Annotated in this window: 16 protein-coding genes; 4 read left to right on the forward strand and 12 right to left on the reverse strand. The window is 70.7% G+C overall.

Features of this window, described 5'->3' with window-relative positions; all coding sequences use genetic code 11:
* Window positions 1–11: 11 nt before the first annotated feature.
* A complete protein-coding gene (locus tag BT98_RS0105430) occupies window positions 12–713 on the forward strand; it encodes a hypothetical protein (RefSeq protein ID WP_019459905.1) in 702 nt (233 codons plus the stop codon).
* Entirely contained in the window at window positions 710–1,822 is a 1,113-nt protein-coding gene (locus BT98_RS0105435; protein ID WP_019459904.1) for a toxic anion resistance protein, read from the forward strand. Before BT98_RS0105430 ends, BT98_RS0105435 begins: the two co-directional genes overlap by 4 nt.
* A gap of 50 nt (window positions 1,823–1,872) precedes the next feature.
* Here the strand turns inward: BT98_RS0105435 and BT98_RS25975 are convergent, their stop codons facing one another.
* The 5 genes from BT98_RS25975 to BT98_RS23375 form a co-directional block, all read right to left on the reverse strand.
* A complete protein-coding gene (locus tag BT98_RS25975; RefSeq protein ID WP_019459903.1) occupies window positions 1,873–2,418 on the reverse strand; it encodes a YidB family protein in 546 nt (181 codons plus the stop codon).
* 123 nt (window positions 2,419–2,541) lie between these two features.
* The gene (locus BT98_RS0105445) at window positions 2,542–3,285 is read right to left on the reverse strand and encodes a CHAP domain-containing protein (protein ID WP_099782126.1); all 744 of its coding nucleotides are present in this window, start codon (window positions 3,283–3,285) and stop codon (window positions 2,542–2,544) included.
* Between the two features lie 288 nt (window positions 3,286–3,573).
* Window positions 3,574–3,924, reverse strand: coding sequence for a RidA family protein (locus tag BT98_RS0105450; RefSeq protein WP_019459901.1), 351 nt, complete (start codon window positions 3,922–3,924; stop codon window positions 3,574–3,576).
* 146 nt (window positions 3,925–4,070) lie between these two features.
* Window positions 4,071–4,436, reverse strand: coding sequence for a hypothetical protein (locus tag BT98_RS0105455; RefSeq protein WP_019459900.1), 366 nt, complete (start codon window positions 4,434–4,436; stop codon window positions 4,071–4,073).
* A complete protein-coding gene (locus BT98_RS23375) occupies window positions 4,433–4,933 on the reverse strand; it encodes a hypothetical protein (protein ID WP_085977391.1) in 501 nt (166 codons plus the stop codon). The genes BT98_RS0105455 and BT98_RS23375 overlap by 4 nt, the downstream gene beginning before the upstream one ends.
* A gap of 338 nt (window positions 4,934–5,271) precedes the next feature.
* On the opposite strand from BT98_RS23375, the gene BT98_RS0105465 reads away from it, so the two are divergent.
* Complete coding sequence (locus BT98_RS0105465) at window positions 5,272–6,741, forward strand: hypothetical protein (protein ID WP_139323252.1); 1,470 nt, start codon at window positions 5,272–5,274, stop codon at window positions 6,739–6,741.
* Between the two features lie 31 nt (window positions 6,742–6,772).
* Here BT98_RS0105465 and BT98_RS0105470 read toward each other — a convergent pair whose 3' ends face one another.
* The 5 genes from BT98_RS0105470 to BT98_RS0105490 form a co-directional block, all read right to left on the reverse strand.
* A complete protein-coding gene (locus BT98_RS0105470) occupies window positions 6,773–7,699 on the reverse strand; it encodes a sugar kinase (RefSeq protein WP_019459897.1) in 927 nt (308 codons plus the stop codon).
* Window positions 7,700–7,704: 5 nt separating this feature from the next.
* Complete coding sequence (locus tag BT98_RS0105475; protein WP_019459896.1) at window positions 7,705–8,334, reverse strand: bifunctional 4-hydroxy-2-oxoglutarate aldolase/2-dehydro-3-deoxy-phosphogluconate aldolase; 630 nt, start codon at window positions 8,332–8,334, stop codon at window positions 7,705–7,707.
* Window positions 8,335–8,510: 176 nt separating this feature from the next.
* Window positions 8,511–8,774, reverse strand: a complete 264-nt coding sequence (locus BT98_RS0105480; RefSeq protein ID WP_019459895.1) for a hypothetical protein — start codon at window positions 8,772–8,774, stop codon at window positions 8,511–8,513.
* A gap of 66 nt (window positions 8,775–8,840) precedes the next feature.
* Window positions 8,841–9,326, reverse strand: a complete 486-nt coding sequence (locus BT98_RS0105485; RefSeq protein WP_079253328.1) for a DUF3429 domain-containing protein — start codon at window positions 9,324–9,326, stop codon at window positions 8,841–8,843.
* Complete coding sequence (locus BT98_RS0105490) at window positions 9,298–12,153, reverse strand: glycosyltransferase (RefSeq protein ID WP_019459893.1); 2,856 nt, start codon at window positions 12,151–12,153, stop codon at window positions 9,298–9,300. Before BT98_RS0105490 ends, BT98_RS0105485 begins: the two co-directional genes overlap by 29 nt.
* A 234-nt stretch (window positions 12,154–12,387) precedes the next feature.
* On the opposite strand from BT98_RS0105490, the gene BT98_RS0105495 reads away from it, so the two are divergent.
* A complete protein-coding gene (locus tag BT98_RS0105495) occupies window positions 12,388–13,689 on the forward strand; it encodes a hemolysin family protein (RefSeq protein WP_019459892.1) in 1,302 nt (433 codons plus the stop codon).
* A 72-nt stretch (window positions 13,690–13,761) separates the two neighbouring features.
* Here BT98_RS0105495 and BT98_RS0105500 read toward each other — a convergent pair whose 3' ends face one another.
* Both BT98_RS0105500 and gpt read right to left on the reverse strand, forming a co-directional pair.
* Window positions 13,762–14,721, reverse strand: a complete 960-nt coding sequence (locus BT98_RS0105500; protein ID WP_019459891.1) for a glycosyltransferase family 2 protein — start codon at window positions 14,719–14,721, stop codon at window positions 13,762–13,764.
* A gap of 297 nt (window positions 14,722–15,018) precedes the next feature.
* Window positions 15,019–15,510: a xanthine phosphoribosyltransferase gene (gpt, locus tag BT98_RS0105505; RefSeq protein WP_019459890.1), complete on the reverse strand. Its 492-nt coding sequence runs from the start codon at window positions 15,508–15,510 to the stop codon at window positions 15,019–15,021.
* Between the last annotated feature and the right edge of the window lie 5 nt (window positions 15,511–15,515).

Here is a 15,515-nt window from a genome sequence, read left to right on the forward strand (position 1 = left end):
GCGCCCCGCTGATGCTCCCCGAGACCTATCGCAAGGCCCTGCGCGGCCTCGCCCTTCCGGTCATGGCGCTGCCCATGCTGCCGGCGCTGCTGCTGGCCCTGGCCAGCGGCCAGTCGCGGACCATCCTCGGCCTGCTCGCCGGGCTGGCGGGCACGGGCCTGACGGTGGCCCTGCTGCGCCGCGCGAAGCATGGCGACCGGCGCCGTGCCATGGCCGCGCTGGGGCTGGGCACGGGCTTCGCGGCGGCGCTGGCGGGCGGCACGGGCACCGTGGGGGCCGTTCTGCTTGGGCTGGCGGCGGCCTATGGGCTGCGCCTCGCCTATGAGGGGCTGCGCGAGGAGAAGCCGGAGCCCTATCAGGGCGATGCCGGGCTGGAGCCCTTCGCCCGCCGGCTGGCCGTGCTGGAAGGCACGGACACGCGCCTCGCCGGGGCCGTCCTGGCGCTGCGCGGGCTGCTGAGGGAGATGGCGCTGCGCCCCTCCATGGCGGGGCAGGCGCGCAGCCTGCTGGTGCTGGGTCTGGACGGGCTGGAGCGCATCGCCCAAAGGCTTTCCGCCGGCGCCGTCGCGCCACGCGAACTGACGGCGGCCATGAGCGATGTGGAGCGGGCCGCCTCGCAGGCGGCGGAACGGCTGCGTGCCTCCGAGACCGAGGCGCTGGACGTGCAGGTGACGGTGCTGCGGCAGAGGCTTCGGGAGGAAGGGGTGGCATGAGCGATCCATCGGAGGCGCAGCAGCGCACGGTTCCGGCGCGGGCGGCGGAGCTGGCCCGCCAGATCGATCTGGCCGACCCTTCCTCGATCCTGCGTTTCGGCCAGGAGGCGCAGCGGCAGGCCACGGTGGCGGCGGATGCCATGCTCGGCGCCTCCCGCAACGACGCGACCGGGCAGGCGGGCGATGCGCTGTCCGGGCTGCTGGCGCATCTGCGCGGCTTCGATCCGGGCGGCGGCGAGGAGAAGCCCGGGCTGCTGTCCCGGCTGATGGGGCGGGCGAGCAGCGGCACGGTCGGCATCCTGCAACGCTATGAGAGCGTGCGCGGACAGGTCGAGGCGGCGGGCGACCTGCTGCAGGGCCACCGCACCCGGCTGATGGAGGATGTGGAGCGGCTGGAGCGGCTCTACGGCGCCACGCTGGAATGGTTCCACTCGCTGGCCGAGCATATCGAGGCGGGCGAGCAGGTGCTGGCCCATACGGATACCGAGACGGTGCCGAAGGCGGAATGGGAGGCGGAGGTCGCCAAGGACCCGCTGGCGCCGCAGCGGCTGCGCGACCTGCGGGCAGCGCGGGACGAGCTGGACCGGCGCATCCACGACCTGCGGTTGACGCGGCAGATCGCCATGCAGGCGCTGCCGGGCATCCGGCTGATCCAGGAGAACGACAAGGCGCTGGCCTCCAAGATCCATTCGGTGCTGGCCAACACCGTTCCGCTCTGGCGGGCGCAGCTCGCCCAGGCGCTGGCGATCCAGCGGATGCGGGAGGCCGGCGGCGCGCTCCAGGCGGCGACCGACCTGACCAACAAGCTCCTCATCGCCAATGCCGAGGCGCTGCGACAGGGCAATGCCCAGGTGCGGGGCGAGATCGAGCGTGGCGTGGTGGACATGGATTCGCTGAAGCAGGCGAATGCGGCGCTGATCGGCACGATCGAGGATTCGCTGCGGATCGCCGAGGAAGGACGCAACCGGCGCCTCGCGGCGGCGGGCGAGCTGGAGAAGGCCGAGGCCGAGATCCGCCGTGCACTGATCGCGGCGAAGGTGCCGCCCCGCGGTGGCAGCGCGCCGTCCGCCGACGAGGCGATGCCGCCGGGAAGCCCACGGCACGGGTGACGGAGGCCCGGGCCGGCCAGCCGCAAGGCCGGCGGTCCGGAAAGCCGTTCTCAGCCGTTGCGATGGCCGCCCAGCACGGAGCGCAGCAGCCCGCCCACGATGTCCCCGGCCGAACCGCCCTGGCCACCTTGGCCAGGAGTGCCGGGCTGAGTGTTGCCGGCCGTGGCACCACCACCCAGGCTGCCCAGGATGCTGCCGAGAATACCGCCCAGCCCGCCCTGCAACCCACCCTGGGGCATTTCCGCCTCGTTGGCCGGAACTTTGCCCTTCGGGGTGAGGTAGTTCAGGACCATCGGCAGCGCCATCACCAGAAGGGAGACGAGCTGCTGGTGCGTCATCCCGAAGCGGGAAGCGACATTGTCGATGGTAGAGCTGCCGAAGGCCCGCTCGATGGAGCTGCCGTCGGCGGGCTGGTTCTCGCCCGTCCCGACCCAGGATTCCACCTGGCTGTGCATGCCGCCCTGGCGCAGCCGGTCCACCAGCTGCTGCACGCCGGCGCTGTCCGTGCGTCCTCCCATCAGGGAGGACATGATCTCGTGGATCTGGGAGATGCCGGCGCCGCCAGCCGGGGTGTCGCTAGGCGTCGTTCCACTCATGGCCATCCTCCTGAAACCAACGTGCCGGCAACATCGGGGCCGGCGCGAAGGTTTCCCGAGGATAGTCCCGCGGGCAAAGGAAGGCGAAACCTATAAGGGTCAGGAAAGGAGGCCGGCCGTCGCTCAGCGGCCGGTGTTGCGCACCGTGATGTCCAGCGGGCGGTTCGAGGCCGGGGCCTCGGCCACTTCCTCGAAGCCCTGGGAGCGGGCGTAGTTGATGCGCGGGGAGGCGCCGATCGGGCGGTTGTGGATGAAGCCATAAGTCGGATAGACGCGGCCGAAGCTCTCGTCGCTGCGGCCGATCTGCACCCGGACGGCGGTCCAGTCGTTGCGCGGCGAGACGTCGATCACCGAAACGTTGCGCATCACCGTGCCCTTGCGGATGCCCGGGCCTTCCCAGTTCGCGTGCTCGATCTCGATCTCGCGGCTGTTCACGATCCGCTGCACCACCGCCACATGGCCGAGGCGCATGCCGCCCGAGGCGCGGAAGGCCAGCACCGAGCCGGGCTCGGGGCGTTGGCCGCGCTCGTAGAGACCCGCCGCGTTGCCCCACCACTGATAGCCGTTCCCGGTGACCTGGATGCCCGAGACCATGCGGGCATAGGGAACGCAGGAGATGCTGCCGGTGAACATGGCGTTGCGGACCGTGCCCTCGTCGCGGCCCTCAGGGCCACGGAAGGAACGCGCCTTCAGCGATGCGCTGCGGAAGTTCGGAGTGGCGTTCAGCGTCTTGGCGACATGCGCCGTGGTGCCGTGCCGGGCAGCTTTCGCGCCCTTCTGCTGTGCCGCTTCCGCACCACCCGGAAGGGCAAGGACCAGCGCTCCGCAGAGCGCCGTGACAGTGATCGCCGAAGACCTGAACCGCATGACCCCCCCACGGATTGGCCCGACGGGCCGGTAACCCATTGCTAATCCTGGCCCCACCCAGGAACCGGCATCACCGATGCCGGTGTGGAGGCGGTACCGGAGGGTTGCATTCTCGCCAATCCGTGAGAGCAATGTGTGTGCGGAATTGGTGTGATTTGTCGGGGGCATAGCTCGCAAGCGGTGCCGATAGAGAAAATAGTCCTATGTGACCCATGGCAACACTGCCAAAGTCACACTGTGGCGGTTGAGCCGCCACAGCGTTCCACACGGCTGAATCGCCGCGCCGCCTCAGCGGCAGGCGGTGATCATGATTTCCACGAGGTGGCGCGGATCGGCCATGTTGGCTTCCACGCAGGCGCGGACCGGCGCGCCGCCTTCCGGCAGCCACGACACCCACTCCTTGTTCAGGGCGTCGCGGTCGCGGATGTCCTTCAGCCAGACCTGGGCCTGGAGCAGGCGGGTCTTGTCGGTGCCGTGCGCTTCCAGCAGCTCGTCGATCCGGGCCAGGATCTGCTTGGTCTGGCCGACCACGTCCTGGGAAAGGTCATCGGCGGTGACGCCGGCCAGGAACACGAAATTGTGGTACTCGACGGCGTTGGACAGCACCGGGTTGTTGCCGTGGCGGGTGATCTTGCTCATCGCGGAGCCTCTCCTCGTCTCGTGGTCGGGACGGAGGGTGTCCTAGAGCAGATCGGCGGCCAGGGAAATCGCCGGGGAAAATCGCCAGGGGGGAAGGGCCCGTCGCCGGAGACGCGACAGGCCTGGCGGCCCCCCTCCCGGCCGGGTCAGCGCGTGGCGGGTGCCGCCGCGCCGGACGGGGCCGGATTGGCCTGGCCCTGGGCGGCACCGCTGGCATCCGGCGCGCCGTCGCGGGCGCAGGCGGCGGCCATGCGGTTGCGCTCGAAGGTGGCACCAAGCCGGTCCGTCTGGTTGCGGATGCCGAGATAGCTCTGCACGCCGGAGCTCGCATCCAGCTCGTCGTTGCGCATGGTCTGGCCGCGGTCGCGGAACAGGATGGCCCGCTCGGCATCGCGGCGACAGGCGGCGAGCCTTGCCTCATCCTGGCGCTGGTCGCTGCTGCGCTCGGGCGTGCTGGCACAGGCCCCCAGAACGGGAAGCAGGAGGGCAAGGGCGAGGAATCGGTAATTCATGAACGGGCTCCGGCCGGCAGCCGTGAGAGTCGGCGCCGCAGGCTGGTTTCGTCCAGTCTGGCGGCCGGGTCCAGGGGGAGCTCGGCCGCCGCCCCGAGGAGCGCCGGGTGGAGTTCGGCCTCGCCAGCGCTGATCTCGAACATGCCGCGCAGCCAGGGCAGGCGTCCCATGGCATCCAGCAGCGCCAGCAGCCGCAGCAGCACCGCCATGCCGGACACCGTGCCGAGGCCAAGGGTCAGGTCGATCGCCTCCGCCCAGCAGCGCGCGTCGGGATCGGACAGGTCCAGCCGCACCGGATCCGGCGCCGCGCGATCCTCGGCGGCGAAGAACAGCGCGCGCTCAGGGCCGCGCAGCCCGAGGGCGGCACCCTCCCGCGCACTGTCCCAGGCCGCCAGCAGCACGCGGGGCGGGACGGGCGGTATGGAGGCGGGGGTGAAAGGAAGGGCATGGGCCACCTGGCCATCCGGCCCCAGCGCCCGTCCGACGAATCTGCTCACCCCGCCAAGATGGTCACTGTGATGGGAGGGCGTAAGCCCCCGGCGGCATCTGTCACCTGTACGCCGCTGGAGGGGTGCCGGGAGGGCCAGTGCCGGCCTCGCCCAACCGGATGACGGAGATCCTGCCACCGCTGCCGTCTTGATGTTTTCCGAAGGACGCCCAAAACGGCGGGCATCCTTGCCGTTGGGGCGATGCCGCAGCATCGGCCGGCCAGGGTTCTTGCCACGAAACCCGATGCGCCAGCCGCGGGTTCCGTGGATCAGCGGCCGCCGAAGACAATGGCGTGCGCTCGCCGGAAACGGACGGGCCGTATCGTGGAGGATGGGACAGGGTGGGGATGACTGCGGCGCGGCCGAGGATCTGCGTATGCCTCAGCGGCCAGATGCGGCGCTTCGAGAGCGGGCTCGGCTGGCTGCGTACCCTGCGGGAGCAGGCGGAGGTGAGCGTGGTCGTCGCCACTTGGCGCGAGCGCGGGGCGAAGGTGAGCGGTCCGATGAATGCCAGCCGCCTGGATCTCGTGCTGCCACCGGGCCTGCTGCGCGCCCTGCCGGCGGAATGGAAGTCGCAGCGCTTCTTCGAGGTGTTTCCCGCGCTGCGCCGCCATCTGGCCCAACGGGCGGAAAGCGAGACCGTGACGCGGGAGGCCATCGAGGCGGCGGTCGGCCCGGCGCGCATCCATGTCGAGGATGCCTTCCCCTTCGGGTTCTACGAGAACCGCCAGCGCCACCCGGACGGCGCGCCGCATGGCACCGACCCCTATACGCTGCGGCAGTTCTACAAGGTCTTCCAGGCCGGGGTGATGAAGCGCGATCTGGAGCAGGAGCAGGGCGCGCGCTTCGACGCCGTGCTGCGGCTCCGCCCCGACAAGGCGCTGCACCGGGTGGACCTGCCCCTCCTCCTTTCCGCCGGCCCGCGCGACCTCTTCACCGACCATTTCCGCGAGGGCGCGGCGGGCGACCAGCTCGCCGCCGGGTCCAGCGAGGCGCTGGACATCTATGCCGGGTTCTTCCCGCACGCCTTCCGCAAGGCGACGGAGGGAAGCTGGCGCGAAGTCCATGGCGAGTTGCACGACTGGCTGGTGGGGGCGGGGCTGACGGTGCGGCCCATGACCTCCCAGCTCGGCCTCGCGCCCGACGGGCTGCTGTCGGTGGAGGAAGTGATGGCGGTGCTGAGGGAGGCCGCCGCCGGCCCGGCACCGCTCGGCCCCCAGGCTGCCTATGTACTGCGGACCCTGGAGGCGGACGAGGCGCTCCAGGCCGGGGACATGCGCCGCGCCATGGCCCTGGCGCGGCAGGACCTGCCGGCACCCGAGGGCATCGGCATGAGCGGGCGGCTGCTGCTCATGGGCCGGGCCCTGCAGGCCCTGGGCAACCGGCGTGCCTCCTTTCTGGCGGCGGCGCTGAGCCTGGTCGGCCAGCCGGAGAACGCGCTGATCTGGCAGGGCCCCGGCAGCGCCAACGAGGAGCTGAACCTCCTGCTGGAGAACGCGCCGGGCCTGCTGCGGCCGGGCATCCAGCCCTGGGCCGTGGTGACCGACGTTGCCGCCGAGATCACAGGCCATGGCGGCGACCTCCTGCCGCTGGCGGCGCTGCTGGAGGAGCCGGGCTTCCGCCGGGAGGCCGAGGCGGCGCTGGCGGATGCCATGGGGCGCGCCGCGCGGAACGGCGGCCTCCAGGCACATCTCAGTCGGCTCTTCGAGGAAGGGGGCTGCCCGGTGGAGGCGGAACTGGCCTGTGCCACCGCGGTGGAGCTGCTGCCGCACGACATGGCGCTGCGGCAGCGGCTGGAAAGCCTGCGCGAAGGCTGACGCCTGACCGGGGCGGAGAGGCGCTCCGGCTTCAGCCCTGCTTCAGGAAGGCCAGCACCTCGTCCCGCCGCGGCATCGGTGCCACCGCGCCATAGCCGGTGGTCGCGAGTGCCGCCGCGGCGTTGGCGTAGCGCGCTGCCTCTTCCGGCCCGTCGCCGGCCAGGAGCCGTGCCAGTACATTGCCGGCGAAGGTGTCGCCCGCGCCGGTGGCATCCACGGCCTCGACCACCCGGCCGGGAATGCGGGTCCGGCCCTCGCGCGTCGCGACGATGGAGCCCTCCTTGCCGAGCTTCAGCAGCACCAGCGGGCAAAGCTTCAGGTAGAAATCCGCGATGGCGTCCGGATCGTCCAGCCCCGTCAGATGCGTCGCATCGTCGTAGGAGGGCAGGGCGATGTCGGCCATGGCGATGGCCGCGTGGGTGATCGCGGTGGCGCGGGCCAGTGGCCAGAGGCGCAGGCGCAGGTTGGTGTCCACCGAGACCTGGACCCCGGCCTCCCGCGCGATCGCGGCGGCCCGCAGCGCGGCGTCGCAGGCGCTGGAGGAGATCGCCAGGCTGATGCCGGTCAGGTGCAGGATCCGCGCGGCACGGATCGCATCTTCCGGCAGGTCCTCGGGCCGGTAGCGGGCCGAGGCGGAGCCGCTGCGGTAATAGGTGAACTCGTGCCCCTTCGCGCCATGCGTGACGATGTAGAGCCCGGTCGGCGCGTCGGCGCTGCGGAGCACCGTTGCGGTATCGACGCCTTCCTCCTGCCAGAGCGCCATGAAGCTGTCGCCCGGGCGGTCCTGGCCGATGCCGCCCAGGAAGCCCACCGAGGCCCCGGCCCGTGCCGCGGCGATGGCGGCGTTGGAGGCGTCGCCGCCATGGCCTTCCAGATAGAGCGGGCGGCCGTCGGCGGTCCGGGACTGCTGGTTGAGCTCCCACATCGGCTCGCCCAGGCAAAGGAGTTCGGCGGCCATCCGCGTCAGGCCTGCACGATGCCGAGCGCGGCGCGGGCGGCGTCCTGCACCGCCGCGCGGTCGCCCTTGGCGATCAGGGATTCGTCCACCAGCTTGCCGCCCATGCCGACAAAGGCCGCGCCGGCCGCCAGATAGTCCGGCGCGTTGCGCGAATCGATGCCGCCGGTCGGGCAGAAGGTGACCTGCGGGAAGACCGAACGCAGCGCCTTCACATGGCCGGGCCCGCCCGCGGAAGCGGCGGGGAAGACCTTCACCACATCCGTCCCGGCGGCCAGGGCCGCGCGCACCTCGGTCGGCGTCACGGCGCCCAGCATCAGGCAGGCGCCGGCCTCGCGGCAGGGCGGGGCGAGGCTGGAATCGACCCAGGGCGCCACGAGGAAACGCGCCCCGGCGGCGAGGCAGGCCTCGGCCGTGGCAGCATCCGGCACCGTGCCGGCGCCGACCAGCAGGTCGGGCTCCGCCGCGAGTTCGCGGATCAGGTCCACGGCGCCGGGGACGGTCATGGTGATCTCGAAGACGGTGATGCCCGTCTCCCGCAGCCAGGCGACCGCCGTGGCCGCGTGGGCGGTGTTCTTGGTGCGCACCACGGGCACGATCCGGGCGGCTTCGAGCTGGGCGATCAGGGGATGGCTCATGGCGGGGCACACCTCGTGGAACAATGCTTCCACCTCCGAGATAGGCCCAGGAAGAAAGGGAGTCATCCCCGCGCGAGGGGCTGCACGCCGCCGCCGCGGTATTTCCTGCCGCGAAAGGGCTTCCCTCCGAGGGTGCAGGCCATCCGGTCTGGCCTTTTCTGGCGGCGGGGGCGCTCTCAGAGACGCCCGGCGGTGTGTTCCAGCGTGAGGGCGGCGGCATGGGCGCGCCGGGCTTCCTGGCCGAGCTGCCGCAGCTCCTCGTCGAAGTCCCGCACGCTCTCGCGCAGCAGGGTGGTCTGGGTGCGGAGTTGGGCCACGGAATCCTGGAAGGCCTGGACGGCCCGGCGCTGCTCCTCCTGCGCCTTGACCAGGCTCTGCAGGGCGCTTTCGAGGCGCCGCATCGGGGTGACGGGAAAGGGGATCACCTCGGCATCCGGCATGGGACCTCCAAAGGAGCGGAGCGGACAGGAACCACGCTATAGACGTTTCAAATTATGGAATCAATCTCATAATAGAAGCAGTCCGCCAAAGAAAAGCGAGGCCGAGGCGCCGATCGACAGCAACCAGCGCAGGCGGAGCCAGCTTCGCGGCGCGACGGCGTGGACGCGGGCCGCCCAGGATTCCACGATCACCGTGAGCATCAGGCCGAGGATAAGGAGGAGGGCCGTCCAGTAGGGCGGCAGCAACAGCGCGACCCAGGCCAGCAGCGGTGGCAGGACCCCGAGCGTCAGGCGGGACCAGTCCCAGCCCGCCTCGCTTTCCGGAGCCCGCAGGGTGACGCCCCAATGGATGGCGCCGAGGAAGGAGAGGATGGTGGCGCCGTAGAGAAGCAGCGGCGGCCGCGCCCAGGCTTCGCCGGACAGCGAGAGCATGGCCAGCCCGAAAAAGGGCACGAGACCGGCCAGCCCCAGAATCCGGGCGGCCGGCGGAGCCCGCCAGCCGCCCGAGGCGCGTATCCTTGGCTTATTCAGCCGCTGCGCGGGCGACGGCATGGCCGGCCGTGGAGGTGGCCGCGACGGCGCCCGGCACGCCCTGCGCTCGGGCGGGAGAGGGCAGGGCGGCCACCGCCGCCATGGAGACGGCGGCCAGGTAGGGCACCGACTGCACCAGCAGGATCACGGTCCACAGCAGGGCCTCCCAGGTTCCGCCACGATGCACCAGGGTAACGCCCAGCGCAGCGGCCCAGAGCAGGCCCATGAGGATCAACTCTTCCCGCGCGGTGGCGAAGGCCTGCACCAGGGCCGGGGCGTTCTCCATCTTGGGCGTGCGGGCGAAATGCGCCCGGCGCTTGAAGAAGCCCTGCCAGACCGCCTTGCCGATGGTGTGGGTCAGCGCCAGCCCGCCCAGCGCCGCCGCCAGCCGGTCGCCCGCGCCGCAGGCGACACGCGCGGCATAGAGCGTCCAGATCTGGAAGAGCTTGAAGGCGAAGAGCCCCAGGCTCGGCAGCATGAAGAGCAGGATCGGGAACTCGTTGGACAGGCCCACGCCCTGCAGCACCGCCCGCAGCACCAGCCAGAAGCCCTCGCCCAGGCCGAGATGCTGCAGCACCCAGGCGTGCAGCCCGGCATAGTGCAGCTCGTTGGTCAGGGGCAGCAGGGTCAGGCCCAGCGACCAGAACAGGCCGCCGATCACGAAGGCCAGGCCCAGCGCGTCGCCGAACCAGGGCATCCATCCCATCACGAAGTGGAAGCGCTGGCCCTGGGTCAGCGAGCGGTCGAAGGGGTTCAGCAGGGCGCGCCAGTGGCCCTTGACGATCTGCACCGCGCCAAAGGCCCAGCGGTGCCGCTGCTTGCGGTAGGCGGCGAAGTCGTCCGGCATCACGCCGCGGCCCATGCTGTCGGGGACGTAGACGGCCTCCCAGCCCTGGCGCATCAGCTTCAGGCCGAGCTCGCTGTCCTCGCAGATGCACCATTCCGCCCAGGCCTTGCCGTCCACGGCCGCGCCTTCCAGCGCCGAGCGCCGGATCAGCGTCATGGTGCCGTGCTGGATGATGGCGTTGCGCTCGTTGCGCGTGACCATGCCCGCCTTGAAGAAGCCGGCATACTCCCAGAACATGATCCGCTTGAACCAGCCCTCGTGCCCGTCGCGGTAGTCCTGCGGCGACTGGGTGAAGCCGACCTCCGGGCGGTCGAAGAAGGGCACCATGCGGCGCAGCCAGTCGGGGCGGACGAGGTAGTCGCTGTCCAGCACGCCGATCACCGCGGCATCGGGCGCGGTCTCGCGCAGGGCGAAGTTCAGCGCGCCCGCCTTGAAGCCCGGCCACCGGCCGAGATGGAAGAAGCGGAACTTCGGGCCGAGGCGCGCGCAATGCTCGGCCACCGGCTCCCAGACCGCAGGGTCGGTGGTGTTGTTGTCCACCACCAGCACCTCGAAATTCTCGTAGTCGAGCGCCGCCAGAGCATCGAGGGTCTGGCGCACCATCTGCGGCGGCTCGTTGCAGATCGGCAGGTGCAGGGAAACCTTCGGCATCGTGGCGGTGTCGGCGGCGGGCAAAGCGGGCCAGCGGCGCTTCGCGACACGGCCGAACACCGTTTCCGCCAGCTCGAAACTGTCGGAGAGCAGCAGCGCCAGCAGCAGGAGCTGGCCCAGGATCAGCGCGCCCCAGACCACGGCGGCGGCGGGGGAGAGGTAGGTCTCCGACATCGCCAGCACCACCGCGACCACGCCGGTCACCGCGAGCTGGGCAAGGCCGGCCATCATCAGCTTGCCGGCGGGGCGGATGTCCGGGCGGCGGGCGAGGAAGAAGAAGCTGGCGAGGAAGGCGGCGAGGCTGCCGCCCAGCGCCCAGCCGGCCCAGCCGGGATTCTCCTGCACCGCGCCGGTCAGCGGCCACTTCTCCTGCCGGTCGAGGTCCATCATGCCCCAGTAGCCGGCGGCCCGGCCCTCGAAGCTGGCCTTCCAGGGCTGGTCGAAGGCCTCCATGACGAAGTAGTCGAGGTTCTCGCGGTCGGCGATGCGGAAGAACTTGCGCAGGAACATCGCCTGGTTCACCCGGCTCGCCCGCGCCGCGCCCTGGGCCACGCCGTCGGAGGGCCAGCCGATCTCGCCGATCAGCACCGGCTTGTTCGGGAACATCGCCTTCACCTGCTGATACTTCTCCATGGAGAAGCGCAGCGCGTCATCGACCGGCAGCCCCTCCCAGTAGGGCAGCAGGTGGATGGTGATGAAGTCCACCGCCTGGCCCAGCTCCGGATGGTCCACCCAGACATGCCAGGGCTCGGCGGTGGAGACGGGCTGGCGCACCTGCCGCTTCACCTGGCGGATATAGCCGACGAGCTGCGGCACGGTCAGGTCGCCGCGCAGGATGGCTTCGTTGCCGACCAGCACGCGGTCCACGTTGCGGGCCTCGCGCGCCGTCTGGACGAGGTTGCGGATCTCGGCGGCGTTGCGGTCCAGGCGCTTGTCCAGCCAGGAGCCCATGGTGACCCGCAGGTCGAGCCCGGCCTGCCATGCGAGGTCGGGGATGCGCTCCAGCCCGTTCGAGGCGGCATAGGTGCGGATGCGGTCCGTCATCGGGGCGACGCGCCGCAGGTCGCGCAGGATGTCGGCCGCGCTCGGCTGGTTGTCGCCCTCGGCGCTCTGGCCGCGCTGGTAGGGGGCGAAGGCGAAGCCCTCCACCCGCCCGGTGAAATCCGGCATGGCGACCGGCCGGTTCCAGGCCCACCAGGCGCCCAGATGCGCGACCGCCACCAGCGCCAGTACCGCCAGCGTGGCGGCCTGCCGTGACAGGCCGCGGCCGGGGCGGTCCGTGCGGCTCGGGTGCGGGTTGGCGGTGGAAGCGGGCGGGGTGGCCGGGCGGGGGGGCCAGTCCTGTCCCATCGGGCTCGCGTTCATGCTGTGTCCGGCGTCTTGCGGCCCCCGTCCCGGGCGACGCGCCGCCCGGCCGTTCCGGACGGCGCGGCCGAATCCGGGGCCGCGTCTCACCGACCATGAACGCCCGTTCCTGCGGCGCGGGTCGGCCGCAAATGGGGCATTTTCGCGGCGGAACAAACGGGCGCCGAAACGGCATGGCGCTATCGCTGGCCGTCATCCTCCCCTACAAGATGCGCCATCATGTCCGTCCTGATCGAAATCGGCATCATCATCCTGCTGGTGCTGCTGAATGGCGTCTTCGCGATGGGCGAGCTCGCGGTGGTGTCCTCCCGCCGGGCGCGCCTGCAAGGCCTGCAGAAGAACGGGGTGAAGGGAGCCGCCACCGCCCTGTCCCTGGCCGAGAACCCGGAGCGGATGCTGCCCACGGTGCAGATCGGCATCACGCTGGTCGGTATCCTGGCGGGCGCCTTCGGCGGCGCCCGGCTTGCCTCCACGGCGGAGCCGCTGGTGGCGAAGGTGCCCCTCCTCGCGCCTTATGCGGACGACATCGCCTTTGGCGTGGTGGTGCTGCTCATCACCTATCTTTCGCTGATCCTGGGCGAGCTGGTGCCCAAGACCCTGGCGCTGCGGAACCCGGAGGTGGTGGCGAGCCGCCTCGCCGCACCGCTGCTGCTGATCTCGCGCATCGCCTCGCCTGCCGTCTGGCTGCTCTCCTCCTCCTCCGCCCTGGTGCTGCGGATGCTCGGCGCCACCCAGCCCACCGACACCTCCGTGACGGAAGAGGAGGTGAAGGCCGTGGTGGCGGAGGGGGCCGAGGCCGGGGCGCTGGAGCGTGAGGAGCGGCAGATGATCGAGCGGGTGCTGCGCCTTGCCGACAAGCCGGTCCGTGCCCTGATGACGCCGCGCAACGAGGTCGTCTGGCTGGATCGCAGCGAGACCCCGGAGGAGCTGCGGACCCGCGTGCGCGAGGGCGGCGTGTCCCGCTATGTCGTGGCCGATGGCCGGGTGGACAACGTGGTCGGCGTGGTCGCGGTGAAGGACCTGCTGGACGAGCTGCTGGCCGGCCACCCGCTTTCGCTGGCCGAGGCGATGCGCCAGCCGCTGGTCCTGCCCGACACCCTGCCGGCGCTGGATGCGCTGGAGCGGATGCGCACCGACAAGATCGGCATGGCGCTGGTGATGGACGAGTACGGCTCCTTCGAGGGCATCGTCACGGATTCGGACCTGCTGGAGGCCATTGTCGGCGAACTGGGAGCGGAGCCGGAGCCGGAGCCGGCCGAGGGCGCCGTCGAGCGCCATGACGGCTCCCTGCTGGTGGATGGCATGATGCCGTCGGACGAGCTGAAGGCGCGGCTGGACCTGCCGACCCTGCCGCAGGAGGGCAGCTACCACACCGTGGCCGGCCTGCTGCTGGCGCTGTTGCAGCGCGTGCCCAAGGAGGGCGACCGGATCGCCTGGTCCGGCTGGCAGTTCGAGGTGGTGGATATGGACGGGCGGCGCGTGGACAAGGTGCTGGTCTCGCCCGAGACCGTCGCCGGGTAGCGGCGCCGGCTGGTGCGCCGGTCTGGGGTCGGCACCGGCCGCGGGCGGATGCCGCGCGGCCGGTGGGCGGGGTCAGGCCGAGCGGATATAGCGCACGGCACGCAGCCTGGGCGTGGCGATCAGCCCCAGGTGATAGGCCGACTTCATCAGGCTCTGGCCCTGGCGGTAGTAGCGGGAGAAGAAGATGTGCAGCGCCTTCTTCCGCCGCCGGCTCATGGCGTGCTCCACCACGGATTCGGCGGCGATCTGGTGCATCAGCCGGTCCCGCGCCGCCATCTCGGCGGGGGAAAGGTTCGGCAGGGCTTCCAGCACGTCGTAGATCTTGCTGCTGACATTCGCCCCCGTTTCCCGCAGGCCCTCCGGGGAGAGGCGGTAGAGCGAGGTCTTCCGGTCCACGAAATAGAAGGCCTTGCCGGGGAAGGCCTGCGACAGGCGGATGCCGAAATCCGTGTCGAGCTGCAGCCCCACCAGCTCCATGCTGCGGTAGCCGATCTGGCGCGCCGCCCGGGTGTCGATCAGGAAGCCGTCGCAGGGCACCTGCCGCCACAGCGCGCGCACCAGCAGGTCGTAGTGCAGGCCGCTGTACTCGGAGGTCCGGTTGCCCACCTTGCTGTGGGTCTCGGTGTCCTTTGGCGAGATCATGCCGAAGGGGGTGATGCATTCCTGGATGCCATAGGCGCAGATCACGTCGGGCGAGGAGCGATAGGCCTCGTCCAGCGCCTCGATCGCCCCGGGCAGCAGGGCATCGTCGTCATGCAGCACCAGGAGCCGCTCGCCCCGCGCCTCGGCGAAGAGCTTGTTGATGTTGCCCACCAGGTTCGAGGCGGGCACGTTCCGCCAGTAGCGGATGGTGATCCCTTCCGGCGGCGTCAGGCCGGCGATCAGCTGCTCCGCCTCGTCGGTGGAGGAGTTGTCGCTGACATCGATCTCCAACGGCCGGTAGTTCTGCTGGAAGACGGAGCGCAGGCACTGCAGCAGCAGGGACGGGCGCCGGTAGGTGGGGACCGAAACGGTGATCAGGGGGGCGACCATTGCTCTCCTTTTCGTGTCTTCCTTGGGGAAGAGGCTGGCTCCAGGACCATCCTCCTGACCCGTTTTCATCATGGATCGTGGCTATAGCGGAAGCTAGCCGGGAAACGATACACAAGATTTGTCCATCTTATGAGATAATTTTTAAACTCACGAAAGTTTTTAATACGCCAGCAACGCCGTCGGCCGCCCCGCTGTCCCGGCCCGGAAAGACCCCCGGACCCGGAAAAGCGAAAGGCGGGCCCCCGAACGGACCCGCCTTTCAGGACTGCGTGAAAGGCCTGCTGGGGACAGGCAGGGTCAGGCCTTCGCGCTCTTGGCGATGGGGGCCACGAACTGCGGCTCGGTGTCCCAGGGAAAGAGGATCCAGGTGTCCTGGCTCACCTCGGTGACGAAGGTGTCCACCAGCGGCTTGCCGGCCGGCTTGGCGTAGATCGTGGCGAAATGCGCCTTGGGCAGCAGGCCCCGCACCACCCGGGCGGTGGTGCCCGTGTCCACGAGGTCGTCGAGGATCAGCCAGCCCTCGCCGTCGCCGGCCGCCTCCGGCATCTTCACGACACTCGGCTTGCCGCGCTCCTCCTCGTCATAGGTGACGACGGAGACGCTCTCGATCAGGCGGCAGTCCAGCTCGCGCGCCACGATGGCGGCGGGGATCAGCCCGCCGCGCGTGATGGCGACGATGCCGTTCCAGGGGCCGCCGCTCGGGCCCTTGTCGACCAGGCGCCAGGCCAGTGCCTTGCCGTCGCGATGCAGCTGGTCCCAGGAGACGGTGTAGTAGCGGGGGACGGCCATGGACC

Source organism: Roseomonas mucosa ATCC BAA-692 (genome assembly GCF_000622225.1).
Taxonomy (GTDB): Bacteria; Pseudomonadota; Alphaproteobacteria; order Acetobacterales; family Acetobacteraceae; genus Roseomonas; species Roseomonas mucosa.

Coding starts and splice junctions, on each gene's coding strand:
- BT98_RS0105445 (WP_099782126.1), bottom strand. CDS start 3,285: ATGCGGTTCAGGTCTTCGGCGATCACTGTCACGGCGCTCTGCGGAGCG.
- BT98_RS0105470 (WP_019459897.1), bottom strand. CDS start 7,699: ATGGCCGCCGAACTCCTTTGCCTGGGCGAGCCGATGTGGGAGCTCAAC.
- BT98_RS25975 (WP_019459903.1), bottom strand. CDS start 2,418: ATGAGTGGAACGACGCCTAGCGACACCCCGGCTGGCGGCGCCGGCATC.
- BT98_RS0105485 (WP_079253328.1), bottom strand. CDS start 9,326: ATGCCGTCGCCCGCGCAGCGGCTGAATAAGCCAAGGATACGCGCCTCG.
- BT98_RS0105435 (WP_019459904.1), top strand. CDS start 710: ATGAGCGATCCATCGGAGGCGCAGCAGCGCACGGTTCCGGCGCGGGCG.
- BT98_RS0105465 (WP_139323252.1), top strand. CDS start 5,272: ATGACTGCGGCGCGGCCGAGGATCTGCGTATGCCTCAGCGGCCAGATG.
- gpt (WP_019459890.1), bottom strand. CDS start 15,510: ATGGCCGTCCCCCGCTACTACACCGTCTCCTGGGACCAGCTGCATCGC.
- BT98_RS0105495 (WP_019459892.1), top strand. CDS start 12,388: ATGTCCGTCCTGATCGAAATCGGCATCATCATCCTGCTGGTGCTGCTG.
- BT98_RS0105450 (WP_019459901.1), bottom strand. CDS start 3,924: ATGAGCAAGATCACCCGCCACGGCAACAACCCGGTGCTGTCCAACGCC.
- BT98_RS0105455 (WP_019459900.1), bottom strand. CDS start 4,436: ATGAATTACCGATTCCTCGCCCTTGCCCTCCTGCTTCCCGTTCTGGGG.
- BT98_RS0105500 (WP_019459891.1), bottom strand. CDS start 14,721: ATGGTCGCCCCCCTGATCACCGTTTCGGTCCCCACCTACCGGCGCCCG.
- BT98_RS0105430 (WP_019459905.1), top strand. CDS start 12: ATGCTCCCCGAGACCTATCGCAAGGCCCTGCGCGGCCTCGCCCTTCCG.
- BT98_RS0105475 (WP_019459896.1), bottom strand. CDS start 8,334: ATGAGCCATCCCCTGATCGCCCAGCTCGAAGCCGCCCGGATCGTGCCC.
- BT98_RS0105480 (WP_019459895.1), bottom strand. CDS start 8,774: ATGCCGGATGCCGAGGTGATCCCCTTTCCCGTCACCCCGATGCGGCGC.
- BT98_RS0105490 (WP_019459893.1), bottom strand. CDS start 12,153: ATGGGACAGGACTGGCCCCCCCGCCCGGCCACCCCGCCCGCTTCCACC.